Below are 15,104 nucleotides of genomic sequence, written 5' to 3'. Positions count from 1 at the left end.
GTGTCGGTGAGGGAGCGCTTGCTCCAGTGGTGGGCGGGGACGAAGTCGAAGCGGACACCGCCGAGTTCGGCGCCCTCCCACCAGTCGAGCTCGGTGACCCGGGTGAAGCCGCGGCGCCGGCACCAGCGGGCGAGTCCGGCCGGGACGAAGAGCGGCGTGTCGTGCGGGAGGCGCTTGAGGGTGGGGGCGTCCAGGTGGTCGTAGTGGTTGTGGCTGATGACCACCGCGTCGATCTGCGGCAGGTCCTCCCAGCGGACGCCGACCGGCGTGACCCGGGCCGGCGTACCGAGGATCTTCTGCGACCAGACGGGGTCGGTGAGGACGGTGAGCCCGCCTATGCGGACGACCCAGCTGGCGTGCCCGGCCCAGGTGACGGCGACGGTGGAGACGTCGGCGGCGGGCAGCGGGCCCGGCTCGTACGGCACCAGGGCGACATCGCGCAGGCCCTCGGGGCCCGGGCGGAACGCGCCCTCGCGGGCGAGTCTGGCGAACGCCTTGACGCCGGGGAGCGGGGTGGTGAGGCGGTCGGCGAACGACCGGGGCCAGGTGCGGATCTCGCCCAGCGGGCGGGGCGGAGCGAGCGTGCCGGTTCCGGCTCCGGTGCGGGCGGGCGCGGTGTGCCGCTCGGTCTGCTGCTCGGTCTGCGCCTGCGTCTGGGACATCGAGGGGGCTCCGTTCGGTGGCGTACGCCGGATGGGGTTCAGCGAAGTTCGTCGAAGGCCGTCGCGAAGGTGCTCAACGCGTCGGCCACGTGCGGAAGTTCCAGTGGCTGTGCCGACGAGAGGGACTCCAGACGCTCCTGCGGGGTTGCCCCGAGCAGCGGAGCGGTGGCGATCCGCACGCGCAGCCCGCCCATCTCGTCGCCGAACCGGTGACCGCCGGGTGCGGGGACCCCGAGGCGTTCGCTCAGGTAGTTCTCCAGGTCCATGGAGTCGGTGACCCGGCGGGCGGCGAGGCCGGCGCGCAGGGGGCCGAGGTCGGCGTACAGGTGGCGGCCGGCCTGGGGCGGCCGGGCGAGCGCGCCGACGGCGAGGACCGCGCGGTGCGCCGCGGCGGCCACGCGCGCGTGCAGCGCGGCGGCGCTCCTGAGCCGGACGGCGACCGGCTCGGGCTCGCCGAGCGCGTACGTCGCCGCCTCGGCGACGGGCCCCGCGACGACGGCGCCGATCGCGGTCAGCAGGTCCAGGGTCCTGGCGTGCAGCGCCGCGCCGTACGCGGTGAGGGGGCAGCGGGCGAGGGCGGCGGGCCAGCTCGCCGGGGTGTACGCGCCCGCCAGGTCGGCGAGCACGGTGACCTGCCCGGGGAACATCTCGGCGGGGCTGACGAACACCGTCTCCTGCGGCCGGTGGAGCGTGTCCAGCCAGGTCTCGTCGCTGATGATGTGCAGGCCCTCGGAGACCGCCGCCTCGCAGACCTCGTGCACCACTTCGGGCGGGGCGACGGTGGCCGTCGGGTCGTCGGGGACGCACAGCAGCAGCAGACGCGGGTCGCCGCCCTCGTCGCGGACCCGCCGTACGGTCTCCAGCAGCGCGAACGGATCGGTCACGCCGCCGCACTCGGCCGGCGTGGGCACGTGGTACGCCGCCCGGCCGAGCATCGTGGCCTGCGGGACCCACCAGGCGGGGCAGGGCCGCGGCAGCAGGACGTCTCCGCCGACGGCGGCCATCAGCGCGAACAGCAGCGGCTGGGCGCCGGAGGCGACCGCGACGCACCGCGCCTCGCTCTGCAGTCCGCGCCGCCACCAGTACGCGGCGGCAGCCCCGCGCAGGGCGGGCCCGCCGCCGGGGGGCTCGGCGTGGGTGCGCCCGGCGGCCGCGGCGAAGACGGCGGACAGCTCCGGCAGGACGGGCAGGCCGGGAGCGGGGGCGGGCGGCCCGTACCGGACGGGGCCGCGCCCTTCCTCGACCGTCCGCTGCATGCGGTCACCTCCACGCCGATCTGGCCCTGTATACGGTTATACGGGTGGTTCCGGTACGGCGCTTGCGGGCGAATCCCAGCTGATCGGCTCCGCACCGGGCCGGCGGGGCCGGTCCCGGCCGGACGTGATCACGTCGGCCAAGGCTCACTTTCCCCGCACGGCGACACGCATGCACACGTCACCCCCCTGTCACCGCCCCCTGTAGTGGCGCGGCCCGGACCAGGGGGCCGGCCGCCGGGGCTCCGCTCAGCCCACGGTGACCCGGTGGCGCACCACCGCGTCGAACAGGTAGCCCTGCGTGTTGTGCACCGAGGCCGGGGGCTGGGTGTTGCCCCGCGCGTCCGTCGCGCGGGCCAGCAGCACGGCCGGCCCGTCGTGGCGCGGACGCCAGTCCACCGACCACCGGACCCAGCTGTCCCGGTGCGGGGTGTCGCGCAGCTTCGCGCGCCGCCAGTGCGCGCCGCCGTCCGTGCTGACCTCCACCGTGCGCACGGCGGCCGCCGCCGACCAGGAGCGGCCGGTCAGGTGGTGGGTCCTGCCCGGGGCGAAGAGGGCTCCCGGCGCGCACTCGAACATGCTCTTGATCGTCTGGCGGGTGAGCGGGGCGCTCCCCTCCGGCGGGTACGCCGCGCCGAACATCCGGTAGGACCGCGTGGTCCACGGCGAGGACAGCGCCGTGGCGCTCACCTCGATGTCACCGAGCCACTTGATGGACGCGATGCCGACCCAGGACGGCACGACGACGCGCACCGGGAAGCCGTGGTCGTACGGCAGGGGCTCGCCGTTCATCTCGTACGCCAGGATCACGTCGTCCATCGCCTTGGCGACCGGCAGCGGCCTGCGCGGCCGGCCGAAACTGACGCCGTCGGTGACGTACGCGTCGTCCAGGCCGCGCGGCATCACGTCGACCGCCTGCCCGCCGATGCCGGCGCGCCGCAGTACGTCGGCGAGCCGCACGCCGCGCCAGCGCGCCACGCCGATGGCGCCGAGCGTCCAGGGCGTGCCGGTGACGGACTGGCCCTGCTGGGTGGCGTAGTAGTCGCGGCCGTTGCCCGCGCATTCCAGGAAGGCCGTGCGGGTGACGGAGGGCAGTGAGCGCAGCTGTCCGTACGTGAACCGGACCGGCCCGCCGCTCAGCCCGTCGCCCCACACGGTCAGCCGCCACTCGGACTCACCGAGCCGGGGTGTGGAGGTGTGGTTGCGTACGAAGAACCGGTCGGCCGGGGTGATCCTGCCGGTTCCGGCGAAGGCGCCCGGGGCGGTCTCGGCGTTGGTGCCCCGGATCGTGAACAGCTCGGCCGGCAGCGGCTTGGCGATGCCCGGCGCGGTGAGGGCCCCGGACGGGGCCGCCGACACCGGTCCGGCGGCGGCCCACTGCGCGGCCACGGGCGCCACCGGGCTCGCCGCGAGCAGTTTCAGCAGGTCGCGGCGGTCCACCCCGCCGGGCCGGGAGGGACCGGGTCCGGACGTCGTCGCAGCGCTCATCGCGGAACTCCTCGCACGTCGAAGAGGACAGGAGGGGTGATCCTAGGGGCGCCGCGCGAGCCGGGCCAGGGCGCTTTCCAGGCCATGTCCCCTGCCTTCGACGACCGACTCCGCGACCTGGGCCAGCTTGCGGTTCTCCTGCTGGGACATCTGCCGCAGCACGGCGAACGCCTGCGCGCTGTCGCAGCCCAGCACATGCATCACGATCCCGCTGGCCTGGTCGATGACGGCGCGCGAGCGCAGGGCCGTCTCCAGCTGGTCCACCTCGGCGAGGGCCGCCCGGTAGCACCGGTCACGGACGAGACCGGCGGTCACCTGCTCGCCCAGGACGTTGACGGGGCCGTACGCCGCGCGTTCCAGGGAGCCGGGCCGGAAGCCGTAGAGGCTGACGGTGACCTCGATGCCGTCGCGGCGGAACGGGAGGGTCACACTGGCCCGTACGCCGGAGTCGAGCGCCAGTGCCCGGTACTCGGGCCACCGCTCGTCGACCAGCAGGTCCCGCGCGCCCACGGGCTCCCCGCGGTCGAGCGCGGTGGGGATCGGCCCGTCCCCCACGGCGAGCTGGACGGAGGCGAGGGTGTCCAGATCCGGGTGGGTCGCCGTGGTGCGCCGTTCGGCGCCGCCGTCGGCGATCGTCGCCACGGCGCCGCAGCTGGCGGGGGCGCACCGCGCGGACTGCTGCGCCAGCTCGGAGAGCGTGCGCACCGAGGAGTCGGGTTCGGGCCGCTGGACTTCCTGCTGGGACAGCTCGGACAGCATGGCGGAGTTCTCCCTTCTCTGTGCGGCTTCCCACCACCCTGTCCGCAAAACCGCCGGACCCGTTAGCTTTCTCGTATGACGCAGACGGACGACTTCGGCGCGGAGCTGGCAGATTTCGTCAGACGGGTCGGAGAGTTGAGGGCCGCGCGCGCCCTGCCGCCCGACGAGCACCTCGCCGTCCTGGACGCCGCTCTGTTCGAATTGCGGCACGTCGCCGACACCTTGTGGCCCCGGTACGAGCGGCTGCGGGCCGTCGCCCCGAACGCCGCGTCCCCCGACCGGCAGGAGCGGCAGGAGCGGCAGCTGCTCAAGGCCCTGTTCCAGCGGCTTCCGGTGCCGGTCGCGCTGGTGGACAGGGAGACCGTCGTACGGCGGATGAACTTCGCCGCGACGGGGCTCACCGGTGTCCGGGCCGGGTACGCGACGGGGCGTCCGCTGGCGGCGCTGCTGAGCCCCGGGGACCGGGCCGCGTTCCGTTCGCAGGCCGCCGCCGTGGCGCGCGGCGAGGGCGACCGGAGCCTGGCCGTCCATCTCCAGCAGCGGCCCGACGATCGGCTGCTGGCCACCCTGACCGCGCTGCGCCCGCCGGACGAGACGCATCCGGCGGTGCTCGTCGTCTTCCAGAACGCGGTCTCCGGGCGCCAGGCCGGCGCGTACCCGTCGACGCGGGCGGTCGCGGCGGGCCGGAGGCGCACCGCGCTGCCGGATCTGCGGGAGACGACCCGGTACGCGGAGCGCCTGGACCTCGTCGACGCGATGACCACCGCGCTGCTGTCCGCCCCGCCCGAGGACCCCGAGGCCGCCCTGGAGGCCGCCGCACGGGTGCTGCACGAACGTTTCGCCGACTGGGTGGTCGCCGATGTCGTCGCCGGAGGGCCGATCAAGCGCACGCTCGTGCTCGGACCGGGCGGACCGGGCGGCGAAGACCTCGCGCAGGTGCTGGCCGGCCAGGACCCGTCCGGCTGCCCGCTGGTGGTGGAGGCCGCCCGGGGCGGCTCCGCGACCCTCCAGGTGCGGCCGGAGGACACGGACGGCTTCGGTCACGACCCGGCGGGCGATCCGGTGCTCGTACGGGCGGACGTCACCTCGCTGCTGTGCGTGCCGCTGACGGCGCCGGGCGCCGACGGGGCCGGGGCAGGGTCCACCGGACCCGTGCAGGGGGTGCTCACCCTGTTCCGTACGGGTCCCCGGCGGGCGTTCTCCATGGCGGAGGGCCAGGTCATGGACCTGATGTCCCGCCATGCGGCGCTCGCTATGCGGCGTCCCGCAGGGCCTCGTCGCGCAGACGGGTGCAGCAGCGGCTGATCAGCCGGGAGACGTGCATCTGGGAGAGCCCGAGGTCCTCGGCGATGCTGCTCTGCGTCATGTCGCGGAAGAAGCGCATGTAGAGGATCTTCTTCTCGCGCTCCGGGAGCCGGTTGAGGGCCGGCTTGACGGCCTCCCGGTCGACGATGACGTCGAGGGCGCCGTCGGGGCCGCCCAGCGCGTCGCTGAGCGAGTATCCGTCGCCCGTTCCGGGCAGCTGGGCGTCGAGGGACAGCGCGGTGAAGGAGTCGAGCGCCTCGAGACCCGTGAGGGCCTCCTCCTCGGTCATGCCGGCCTTCTCGGCGATCTCCGCGACGGTGGGGGCGGGGCCCGACACGGTCGCGGACAGCTCCTGGCTGGCGGCACGGACGCGGTTGCGCAGGTCCTGGACGCGGCGCGGCACGTGCAGGGTCCACATGTGGTCGCGGAAGTGGCGCTTGATCTCACCGGTGATCGTCGGCACGGCGTAGCTCTCGAAGGCCGAGCCGTGGTCCGGGTCGTACCGGTCCACCGCCTTGACCAGGCCCAGCGCGGCCACCTGGCGCAGGTCCTCGATGGCCTCCCCGCGGTTGCGGAACCGGCTCGCGAGCCGGTCCGCCATCGGCAGCCAGGCGTTCACGATCTCCTGGCGCAGCGCGTCCCGCTCCTCGCCCTCGGGCATGGCGCACAGACGGCGGAAGTCCTCGGAGGTGTCGGGGGCATCGTGGTGCGGGTGCGTCCTGCGGGCTGAGGTGGTACGCATCTTCGTTGCAACTCCCTGAACGGTGCAGACGGCGGACGGGTGTCACCGCGGGGGGAGTTTTCGCAGCGTCCGGACGTGACACGCCCGGAGCGCTTGAACTGCCGCTCCCACGGACGTGCCTCCGGTCCGAAGCACATGGAGCACGTGCCCCCGCTTCGGGAGGGCAAACGGGTCGGGTTTTACGGCGGTCCGGTTTCCCTGTCCGTATGCCTGGTACTCGGCAGAGTGCTGCTCTTTTCAACCGCACCGCCCGTAGGAGGCCCTTCGTATGAGCACCGACGTTGCCGACCGGATCCTGTCGCGCCTGCGCGAGTGGGGAGTCGAGTGCGTCTTCGGCTATCCGGGTGACGGCATCAACGGCCTGCTGGCGGCCTGGGGGCGCGCCGACGACCAGCCCCGCTTCATCCAGTCCCGCCACGAGGAGATGTCCGCGTTCGAGGCGGTCGGATACGCCAAGTTCGGCAACCGGCTCGGCGTGTGCGTCGCGACCTCCGGGCCCGGTGCGATCCACCTCCTCAACGGCCTGTACGACGCCAAGCTCGACCACGTGCCGGTGGTGGCCATCGTCGGGCAGACCGCGCGCAGCGCCATGGGCGGCTCGTACCAGCAGGAGGTCGATCTGCACTCGCTGTTCAAGGACGTCGCCTCCGACTTCGTCGAGACGGTGACCGTGCCCGAGCAGCTGCCGAACGTGCTGGACCGGGCGATCCGCACGGCGTACGCCCGGCGCTGTCCCACGGCGGTCATCGTGCCGGCGGACGTGCAGGAGCTGGAGTACACGCCGCCGCCGCACGCCTTCAAGATGGTCCCCTCCAGCCTGGACCGCAGCAGCTGGACCGCGATGCCGTCGCCGGACGCGCTGCGGCGGGCGGCGGACGTGCTCAACGCCGGCGACAAGGTGGCGATCCTGGCCGGTCAGGGCGCCGCGGGGGCGCGGGCCGAGGTCGCGGAGGTCGCGGAGCTGCTGGGCGCGGGCGTCGCGAAGGCGCTGCTCGGCAAGGACGTGCTGTCCGACGAGCTGCCGTACGTCACGGGCTCCATCGGGCTGCTGGGCACCCGTCCGTCGTACGAGATGATGCGGGACTGCGACACGCTGCTGACGATCGGTTCCAGCTTCCCGTACGCCCAGTTCCTCCCGGAGTTCGGCAAGGCCCGCGCGGTGCAGATCGACATCGACCCGCACATGATCGGGATGCGCTACCCGTACGAGGTGAACCTGGTCGGCGACGCGCGGGCGACCCTGCGCCAGCTGATCCCGCTGCTGCGGCGCAACGAGGCGCGGGACTGGTTCGACGAGATCTGCGCGGGCGTCGAGCGGTGGACGGAGATCATGGAGCGGCGGGCCGCCCTGTCCGCCGACCCGGTCAACCCGGAGCACGTGGCGGCGGCCCTGTCGCCGCTGCTGCCGGACCACGCGATGGTGACGGCCGACTCGGGGTCGGCCACCAACTGGTTCGCACGCCATGTGCGCCTGCGCGGCGACATGCGGGCGTCGCTGTCGGGGACGCTGGCCACGATGGGGTGCGGTGTGCCGTATGCGATCGGGGCGAAGTTCGCGCACCCGAACCGTCCCGCGATCGCGCTCGTCGGCGACGGGGCGATGCAGATGAACGGCATGGCGGAGCTGATCTCGGTCGCGAAGTACCGCCACCTGTGGGACGATCCGCGGCTGGTGGTCGCCGTCTACAACAACCGGGACCTGAACCAGGTCACCTGGGAGCTGCGGGCGATGGGCGGCGCGCCGTCGTTCCTGCCCTCGCAGTCGCTCCCCGACGTGTCGTACGCGGCGTTCGCCGAGTCGATCGGCCTGACCGGGATCCGGGTGGAGAAGCCGGAGGAGGTCGAGGGCGCGTGGCGGGCCGCGCTGGCGGCGGACGGCCCGGTGGTGCTGGACTTCGTCACCGATCCGTCGGTGCCGCCGATCCCGCCGCACGCGACGTGGGAGCAGATCGAGGCGACGGCTTCGGCGCTGCTGAAGGGGGACGCCGACGGGGCGGCGGTGATGAAGCAGGGTCTGAAGTCGAAGTTCCAGGAGTTCCTGCCGGGCAGCCCCAGGCCGGGCGCGGACGACTGACCTCCGCAGGGCCGGGGGGCTGCCCCGGCCTGGTGCGTTCCGTCACCGCCTGACCGGTCCCGTCCGGCGGTGACGCGCGCCCTTGGCCCGCGCGGTCAGTATGAATTCCTCGTAGCGGCCGAGCGCGATGATCACGCCCAGCATGAACACCGGCACGAGCACCGGGATCAGCACGGCTAAGCCCACCATGGCCCTGTCCTTCCTGAGGGACGGCCTGGGGGCCGGGTCACCAGGACGGCGACGGGCAAACCCGTGGAAGTGACACTTCGCGGGCGAGCTGGACCCGGGCGGGGTCCCGGGGCGCGGCAGAACTCCGGGCGCGTCCCGCGCCGCCGCCGTTCGAAGCGGTGCGGGAACGCGCCCGGAGGCCGTCCCTCTTCCCAAGTGGCCGCTCGGCCGCGCACCGGGTCCCCTGTGCGCCGGGCTCCAAACACGCGGGCGGCGGGGAATCGACGGACGGACCGGGGGACGGGACCGGCGCATGTTTGCGACCCGCGCCACGGGTACCCGCGCCGGTAGCCGACAGCGAGTGAAGAGATGAGGCGGACAGCCATGGCCCAGTTCGTGAGGGAAGTCATGACGGCGGGGGTCGCGGCCGTGCGGCCCGACGCCTCGCTCGTGGAGGCGGCGCAGCTGATGCGCGCGCAGGACATCGGTGATGTGCTGGTGGCGCGGGACAACCAGTTGATCGGTGTGCTCACCGACCGGGACATCGCGCTGCGCGCGGTCGCGGACGGCTTCGATCCCCTCACGGTCAACGCCCAGTCCGTGTGCACGCCGGCGCCGGTGTGCGTCGGGCCGGACGACGAGGTGTCGACGGCCGTCACGCTGATGCGGCAGCACGCCATCAGGCGGCTTCCGGTCGTCGAGGACGGCCGCCCGCTCGGCGTGGTGAGCATCGGCGACCTCGCGGAGTTCCAGGACCCGCGGTCGGCGCTCGCCGACATCAGCAGGTCCGCGCCCACCCCCGGTCCCGACGCCGGCTTCTGAGACGCCGGGCGGACGGCGGACACACCGCGGCACCACACATTTCCAGGAAGGGAGCATGATGCGGATCGCGTTTCTCGTGGCGCCCGAGGGCGTCGAGCAGGTCGAACTCACCGAGCCCTGGCAGGCGGTGACCGACACGGGTGACACGCCCCGGCTGGTCTCCACGAAGCCGGGCAGCGTTCAGGCGTTCCACCACCTCGACAAGGCGGACACGTTTCCCGTCGACCAGGTGGTCGGCGACGCCTCGGTGGAGGAGTACGGCGGCCTGGTGCTGCCGGGCGGCGTCGCCAACCCGGACTTCCTGCGGATGGACGAGAAGGCCGTGGCGTTCGTGCGCGCCTTCTTCGACGCGGGCAAGCCCGTCGCGTCCATCTGTCACGGTCCCTGGACGCTCGTCGAGGCGGACGTGCTGCGCGGCAGGACGCTGACCTCGTGGCCGAGTCTGCGTACGGACATCCGCAACGCGGGCGGCACCTGGGTCGACGAGCAGGTCAAGGTGTGCGACGCGACGCCCGCCACGCTGATCACCAGCCGCAAGCCGGACGACCTGAAGGCGTTCTGCACCGCCTTCACCGAGGAGTTCGCGCGGGCCGCCAAGCCCTGACGCGGCTTCGCCCCCGGCCCGGGCCCGTGGGGGGCCGGGGCCGGGGGCGGCCCGGCCGGCCGTCAGACGCGGCGGCCCAGCAGAGCGAGCAGTTTGGTCTGCACGTCGGCGCCCGGGGGCGGCTCCACCGGAGCGGCGAACAGGCCGCTCTTCTCCAGTTCGGCGGAGTACGGGCCCACTTCGCGCACCGCGAAGTCCACGAGGTCGGCCGGCAGCCGCTCGTCGGCGCCGATGCCCCGCGCCAGGTCCCACGCGTGCACGACCAGGTCGGCCACCATCTGGGCGCAGTACGCCGCACAGGGGGTCTCCCCGTACGACAGGTGCACCGTCCGATCCAGCGCGCCCGGCGCCGCGAACGCCTCGCGGGCGGCCGTCGCCGCCCGGTCCCAGGCCGCCACCGGGTCCTCGCCCAGCGCGTCGCCCTCGGGGTCGAAGCCGAAGCCGCCGTCGGCGCCCTCGTCGATGGGGCGCCGCTCGGTGACCAGCGGGGGCACCCACAGCTGTTCCACGGTCAGATGGTTGACGAGGTCGCGCACCGACCAGTCGGTGCAGGGCGTGGACGCCTGCCACTGGTCCTCGCGCACGGCGTGCACATGGCCGCCGAAGAGGGCGAGGGCGTCGCTGTGGCGGCTGAGGAGCGGGTTCGAATCGGTGGTGTTCATGGTTCACCTTCGGGTACTCGCCGTGCACGTCCCGTCAGACATCCCGGAGGGGGAAACGGACCTCCCATTCCTCACCCCACTGTACGAACGTCCCGCCCCCCGGGCACCCGTCCGGGCCGCCGCCCCGGCCGTCCGCACGGGGCCCGGGCCGCGGGGCGTGGAGCCCGCCCGGGTGGGGCGTTGATTCGGAAGGGCGCGGGACGGGTACTCGCGTGCCATGTCTTCTGCGTCTTCCGCACACGCGCACATCCCGCCCCGGCCGTCGGGACGGATCGCCTCCTGGCTGAGCGCCCGGGACCGGGCGCTTTTCCACGGCGTGGCGACCCATCACTGGCCGGGCGCGGACCGCGTCCTGCCGCGTCTCAGCCACGGGGCGAACCACGGCGTGCTGTGGTTCGGCACGGCCGCCGGGATAGCGGCCGTCGGCGGCAGCACCCGCGCCCGCCGGGCCGCCGTGCGCGGTCTCGCCTCCCTCGCGCTGGCCTCCCTCGCGGTCAACACCGTGGGGAAGCGTTCGGTGCGCCGGGTCAGGCCCGTCCTGGACTCCGTGCCGCTGATCCGCCAGCTCAAGCGCCAGCCCATCACCACCTCCTTCCCCTCCGGGCACTCCGCCTCCGCCGCCGCCTTCGCGACGGGCGTCGCGCTGGAGTCCAAGGGGTGGGGGGCGGTCGTCGCGCCGGTGGCGGCGTCGGTTGCCTTCTCCCGCATCTACACGGGCGCGCACTACCCCAGCGACGTCCTGGTGGGCGCGGCCCTGGGGGTCGGGGCGGCGTTCGCGGTGCGCGGGCTCGTACCGACGCGGGGGCAGATCCCGGCGCCCGGCCGGCCGTACACCGAGGCGCCGGCGCTCCCCGCCGGCCAGGACCTGGTCGTCGTCGTCAACAAGCGGTCGGGCTCGGCCGCCGCGAAGGCGGCGCTGGTGCGCGACGCGCTGCCGCGCGCGGAGGTCGTCGAGTGCGAACCCGACGCCCTGTCCGCCGAGCTGGAGAAGGCGGCGCAGCAGGGCCGGGCGATCGGGGTCTGCGGCGGGGACGGCACGGTGAACCGGGCCGCGGTCGTCGCCGCCGCCCGCGGGGTGCCGCTCGCCGTGTTCCCCGGCGGCACGCTGAACCACTTCGCGTACGACCTGGGCATCGAGGAGGTCCAGGACACCTGCCGGGCCCTGGAGTCCGGCGACGCGGTCAAGGTCGACCTGGGCCGGTTCACGCCGGGGCCCGGCCCCGACGGCGAACCGGGCCACTTCCTCAACACCTTCAGCCTGGGCGTCTATCCCGAGCTGGTACGGATCAGGGAGCACTGGGGGCCGCGCATCGGCGGCTGGCCCGCCGGCATCCTGGCGGCGGCGGAGGTGCTGCGCGGCGAGCGGCCGCTGGAGGCCACCATCGGAGAGCACAAGGGGCGCCGGCGCGCGCTGTGGATGCTGTTCGCCGGCAACGGCATGTACCAGCGCCTCGGCCCGACCCCCGGCCGCCGCCTGGACCTGGCCGACGGGCTGCTCGACGTGCGCGTGGTGCACGGCGGGCGGCTGCCGGGCCTGCGGCTGCTTGCGGCGGCGCTGGCCGGGCCGCTGAGCCGCTCCCCCGTGCACGCGGCGCAGCGGCTGCGCCGGGTGTGGATCTCGGGCCTCGCGCCGGGCACCCTGCTCGCGTACGACGGTGAAGTGGCCCCGGCGCCCGAGGAGTTCGTCATCGACAAGGCCCACGAGGCCCTCACCGTCTACCGTCCGCTTCAGCAGTAACGGCCCCCGCGGCTGCGGCCGGGGCTCCACCCGAGTCCTCGGCGTCGGAAGGGGCCTCGGTAACATCGAGAAAGACCTGGTCGGCCTGCGGCCAGGTCTTTTTCACGGACTTCTTGATGCGTACGCAGACGAGCTCCACCTCCTCGCTGTCCAGTCCCGGCGCCAGATCGACGCGGGCGGCCACCAGGAGCGAGTCGAGCCCCATCTGCATGGTCAGCAGTTCGGCGACGTTGTCGATCTCGGGCTGCGCCTCGACGAGCCGGCGGATGTCGGCCCGCAGTTCGGGGGCGGCGGCCTCGCCGATGAGCTGGGCGCGGGCTTCCCGGCCGAGCCGGAAGGCGACGTACCCCAGCAGCAGTCCGATGGAGAAGGACGCGACGGCCTCGTAGACGGCGTCCCCGGTCACCAGGTGAAGTGCCATGCCGGCGGCGGCGAGGAGCACACCGACCACGGCCGTGCCGTCCTCGGCGACGACCGTGCGCAGCGCCGGGTCGTCGCCGATGCCGGCGCCCGGCTGGCGGTGTGCCTGGTAGAGGGCGCGGGCGAGGGACGTGCCCTCGGCGAGCAGGGCGACGCCGAGGACGGCGAGCCCGGCGAGGTAACCGGTGTGCGACTCCTGGCCGTTCGCCGCGCCCAGCGCTTCGAAGCCCTGGTAGACGGAGAAGCAGCCGCCCATGACGAAGATGCCGACGGCGGCCAGCAGGGACCAGAAGTAGCGCTCCTTGCCGTATCCGAAGGGGTGCTTCCGGTCGGCCGGGCGGCGGCTGCGGCGCAGGGCGGCGAGCAGGAAGACCTCGTTGACGCTGTCCGCCACGGAGTGCGCGGCCTCGGAGAGCAGCGCGGGCGAACCGGACACCAGTCCGCCGACTGTTTTCGCGACGGCTATGACGAGGTTGGCGGCGAGAGCCACCAGGACGGTGTTACGGGTCTCGCGGTCGGACTTCTGGGTCACGTGGGCTCTCCGTGTGCGCGGTGTACGAGGGGGGAATGAGGGCACTCGGAGCTCAGGAGGTGCACACCATGGTTCCGGTTCTTCTGCTGGTGGGCATGTCGAGATGACCGGGGCGGCGGCCTTCGGGCCGCCGCCCCTTTCCTTTTCCGTACTGTGCGTTCCGTGGTGTTTCCCCGGTGTTCCTATTCGCCCCTGGGCAGCAGCGGTCCCAGGGGTCCCAGGTCGATGTTGAGGTCCTCGGGTTCGAGTCCGAACCGGGTGCGCAGGACGTCCATGCGGTCCTCCAGGAGCATGAGCGTCATGCCGATCCGCTCCTCCTGCTCCTCGCTGAGGTCGCCGGTCTCCACCCGGCGCAGCGCCTGGCGCTCCATCAGCTGACGCAGCAGCTCCACGACCGTCAGGACGAGCTTGACGAGGTCGCGTTCGACGGTGTCGGCGTCCAGCTCGACGCGGCGGCGTCCTTCGGTGCTCTCGGCGGTCACAGGGACTCCTCCTCCTCGAACGGGGACGGCACGTCGACGTTGACGGAGCTGATGAGGGCGTTGAGGTCGACCCGTACGAGGTCGACGTCGGCGATGCGCAGGGTGAGGTCGCCCGTGATCACGACCCCGCCGGCGAGCAGCCGGTCCAGGAGGTCGACGAGGGCGAGCTGGCGCTGGGCGAGAGGGCCGGCGTCGGTGGGCTGCGCCGTCATCGGCCCGTCCCCGCCTCGTCGGGCCCGGCCTGTCCGGCCTGTCCCGCGAAGGAGTACGGAGCCCACGGGCCCGTCAGTTCCACCCGTACGCCCTGGTCCCGCGGCGTCAGCCGGCCGACCTCCGCGACGAACTCCTGGCTGCTCTCGCGCGGCACCAGGTAGGCCGCGTTGAGTACGTTCTGCCCGCGCGCCTCGGAGAGCCGGGAGTCCTGCGGGCGGTGCAGGGCGGCGGCCTGGGCGCGCTGCGAGAGTTCCGCGTGGAGCGTGCGCGACAGGGCCTCGGCGCGCTCCCACACCCCTTCGCGGGCCTGGCGGCTGCTCAGGCGCCGGCGCAGGTAGTCGCGGCCGGAGGCGGGTGCGGCGGGCCGCTCGCGCGGCGCGGCCGAGGGCCCGTCGGACCCGGCCGGCCCGGGCGTCGCCGGGTCCGGCTGGGGGTCGGCGTACACCTTGACGCCCCACTCGACGCGCCCTTCCAGCCGCTCCAGCGTCGTCGTGAAGCGGTCGCGGCCCGCGTCGAGCAGCCTGCGCACTCCGCTGTCGTCGACGCACACGGTGGCCAGGCGCAGTGGCACCGTGCAGGTCACGGTGGTCATGGCGCCGATGACCGCCTCGTGGGCGCGGGCGGTGGCGGTGAGCCAGTCGAGGTCCTCCAGGCGCTTCTTGAGCGGCGCCTCGGCGAAGTCCTCGGCCGGCACCGCGCCGACCACGGCGACCAGGTCGCCGTGGTCGAGCAACCGGGGCGGCTCACCGCCGAGGCCGCGCACGCCCTCGGGGAGTACGCCGTCGAAGGGGCGGGTCACCGCGTACACGTACCGCAGTTCGTTCATGCCTCGTCGTCCTTGCGTTCCACCTGGGCCGGCGCCGCCTCCAGGTCGGCGATGCGGCGCTGCAACCGCTCGTTCTCCTCGGCGAGTTCACGTCGCCGGGCGCCGGAGGAGAGCGACGGGTCGTCCTCCCACCAGTCGATGCCCATTTCCTTCGCCTTGTCGACGGAGGCGACGATGAGACGCAGTTTGATGGTGAGGAGTTCGATGTCCAGGAGATTGATCTTGATGTCTCCCGCGATGACGACGCCCTTGTCCAGCACGCGCTCCAAAATGTCGGCGAGATTCGCGCCGCCGCCCTGGGAGCCGTACGGGTCGGGAAGTCTGTTGGGCGTCGTCATCGGCGGGCCCGGCTTT

At 73.6% G+C, this 15,104-nt stretch carries 17 protein-coding genes; 5 read left to right on the top strand and 12 right to left on the bottom strand.

Annotated elements, in window-relative coordinates:
* The 4 genes from E2E34_RS01300 to E2E34_RS01285 all read right to left on the bottom strand — a co-directional run.
* On the bottom strand, positions 1-662 hold a 662-nt coding region (locus tag E2E34_RS01300; RefSeq protein ID WP_208765110.1), incomplete at its 3' end, for an MBL fold metallo-hydrolase.
* 38 nt (positions 663-700) lie between these two features.
* A complete protein-coding gene (locus E2E34_RS01295; RefSeq protein ID WP_138900038.1) occupies positions 701-1,918 on the bottom strand; it encodes an aminotransferase class I/II-fold pyridoxal phosphate-dependent enzyme in 1,218 nt (405 codons plus the stop codon).
* A 246-nt stretch (positions 1,919-2,164) separates the two neighbouring features.
* Entirely contained in the window at positions 2,165-3,403 is a 1,239-nt protein-coding gene (locus E2E34_RS01290) for a sulfite oxidase (protein ID WP_138900037.1), read from the bottom strand.
* 42 nt (positions 3,404-3,445) lie between these two features.
* Positions 3,446-4,162, bottom strand: coding sequence for an ANTAR domain-containing response regulator (locus tag E2E34_RS01285; protein ID WP_138900036.1), 717 nt, complete (start codon positions 4,160-4,162; stop codon positions 3,446-3,448).
* 75 nt (positions 4,163-4,237) lie between these two features.
* Here E2E34_RS01285 and E2E34_RS01280 point away from each other — a divergent pair, with 75 nt between their 5' ends.
* Entirely contained in the window at positions 4,238-5,467 is a 1,230-nt protein-coding gene (locus E2E34_RS01280; RefSeq protein WP_138900035.1) for a PAS domain-containing protein, read from the top strand.
* Here E2E34_RS01280 and E2E34_RS01275 read toward each other — a convergent pair.
* On the bottom strand, positions 5,415-6,209 hold the full coding sequence (locus E2E34_RS01275; protein WP_138894815.1) for an RNA polymerase sigma factor SigF: 795 nt from the start codon (positions 6,207-6,209) through the stop codon (positions 5,415-5,417). The two genes, E2E34_RS01280 and E2E34_RS01275, sit on opposite strands and share 53 nt — an antisense overlap.
* 268 nt (positions 6,210-6,477) lie before the next feature.
* Here E2E34_RS01275 and E2E34_RS01270 point away from each other — a divergent pair, with 268 nt between their 5' ends.
* Positions 6,478-8,283 (top strand): thiamine pyrophosphate-requiring protein, encoded by a 1,806-nt coding sequence (locus E2E34_RS01270; RefSeq protein WP_138900034.1) that lies wholly within the window; start codon positions 6,478-6,480, stop codon positions 8,281-8,283.
* Positions 8,284-8,325: 42 nt separating this feature from the next.
* Here E2E34_RS01270 and E2E34_RS35205 read toward each other — a convergent pair whose 3' ends face one another.
* Positions 8,326-8,472 (bottom strand): hypothetical protein, encoded by a 147-nt coding sequence (locus E2E34_RS35205; protein ID WP_167518173.1) that lies wholly within the window; start codon positions 8,470-8,472, stop codon positions 8,326-8,328.
* A gap of 363 nt (positions 8,473-8,835) precedes the next feature.
* Here E2E34_RS35205 and E2E34_RS01265 point away from each other — a divergent pair, with 363 nt between their 5' ends.
* Both E2E34_RS01265 and E2E34_RS01260 read left to right on the top strand, forming a co-directional pair.
* Positions 8,836-9,273: a CBS domain-containing protein gene (locus tag E2E34_RS01265; protein WP_138900033.1), complete on the top strand. Its 438-nt coding sequence runs from the start codon at positions 8,836-8,838 to the stop codon at positions 9,271-9,273.
* Positions 9,274-9,331: 58 nt separating this feature from the next.
* Positions 9,332-9,877 carry a type 1 glutamine amidotransferase domain-containing protein gene (locus E2E34_RS01260; protein WP_138900042.1) on the top strand — a complete coding sequence of 182 codons (546 nt, stop codon included), beginning with the start codon at positions 9,332-9,334 and terminating at the stop codon, positions 9,875-9,877.
* 62 nt (positions 9,878-9,939) lie between these two features.
* Here the strand turns inward: E2E34_RS01260 and E2E34_RS01255 are convergent, their stop codons facing one another.
* Positions 9,940-10,539 carry a TIGR03086 family metal-binding protein gene (locus tag E2E34_RS01255; RefSeq protein ID WP_138900032.1) on the bottom strand — a complete coding sequence of 200 codons (600 nt, stop codon included), beginning with the start codon at positions 10,537-10,539 and terminating at the stop codon, positions 9,940-9,942.
* 217 nt (positions 10,540-10,756) lie between these two features.
* Here E2E34_RS01255 and E2E34_RS01250 point away from each other — a divergent pair, with 217 nt between their 5' ends.
* Positions 10,757-12,277, top strand: a complete 1,521-nt coding sequence (locus E2E34_RS01250; protein ID WP_138900031.1) for a bifunctional phosphatase PAP2/diacylglycerol kinase family protein — start codon at positions 10,757-10,759, stop codon at positions 12,275-12,277.
* Here the strand turns inward: E2E34_RS01250 and E2E34_RS01245 are convergent.
* The 5 genes from E2E34_RS01245 to E2E34_RS01225 all read right to left on the bottom strand — a co-directional run bounded on the left by E2E34_RS01245 (position 12,249) and on the right by E2E34_RS01225 (position 15,088).
* Positions 12,249-13,274 (bottom strand): cation diffusion facilitator family transporter, encoded by a 1,026-nt coding sequence (locus tag E2E34_RS01245; protein ID WP_425573338.1) that lies wholly within the window; start codon positions 13,272-13,274, stop codon positions 12,249-12,251. The genes E2E34_RS01250 and E2E34_RS01245 overlap by 29 nt on opposite strands.
* Before the next feature lie 137 nt (positions 13,275-13,411).
* Entirely contained in the window at positions 13,412-13,711 is a 300-nt protein-coding gene (locus E2E34_RS01240; RefSeq protein ID WP_138900029.1) for a gas vesicle protein K, read from the bottom strand.
* Positions 13,708-13,923, bottom strand: coding sequence for a gas vesicle protein (locus tag E2E34_RS01235; RefSeq protein WP_138894823.1), 216 nt, complete (start codon positions 13,921-13,923; stop codon positions 13,708-13,710). The genes E2E34_RS01240 and E2E34_RS01235 overlap by 4 nt, the downstream gene beginning before the upstream one ends.
* Positions 13,920-14,750: a GvpL/GvpF family gas vesicle protein gene (locus E2E34_RS01230; RefSeq protein WP_138900028.1), complete on the bottom strand. Its 831-nt coding sequence runs from the start codon at positions 14,748-14,750 to the stop codon at positions 13,920-13,922. Before E2E34_RS01230 ends, E2E34_RS01235 begins: the two co-directional genes overlap by 4 nt.
* Positions 14,747-15,088, bottom strand: a complete 342-nt coding sequence (locus E2E34_RS01225; protein WP_138900027.1) for a gas vesicle protein — start codon at positions 15,086-15,088, stop codon at positions 14,747-14,749. Before E2E34_RS01225 ends, E2E34_RS01230 begins: the two co-directional genes overlap by 4 nt.
* Between the last annotated feature and the right edge of the window lie 16 nt (positions 15,089-15,104).

Source organism: Streptomyces albidochromogenes, assembly GCF_005981925.1.
Taxonomy (GTDB): domain Bacteria; phylum Actinomycetota; class Actinomycetes; order Streptomycetales; family Streptomycetaceae; genus Streptomyces; species Streptomyces albidochromogenes.
The sequence above is the reverse complement of the archived record's forward strand: the minus strand, read 5'-3'. Positions and strand labels throughout refer to the sequence as shown.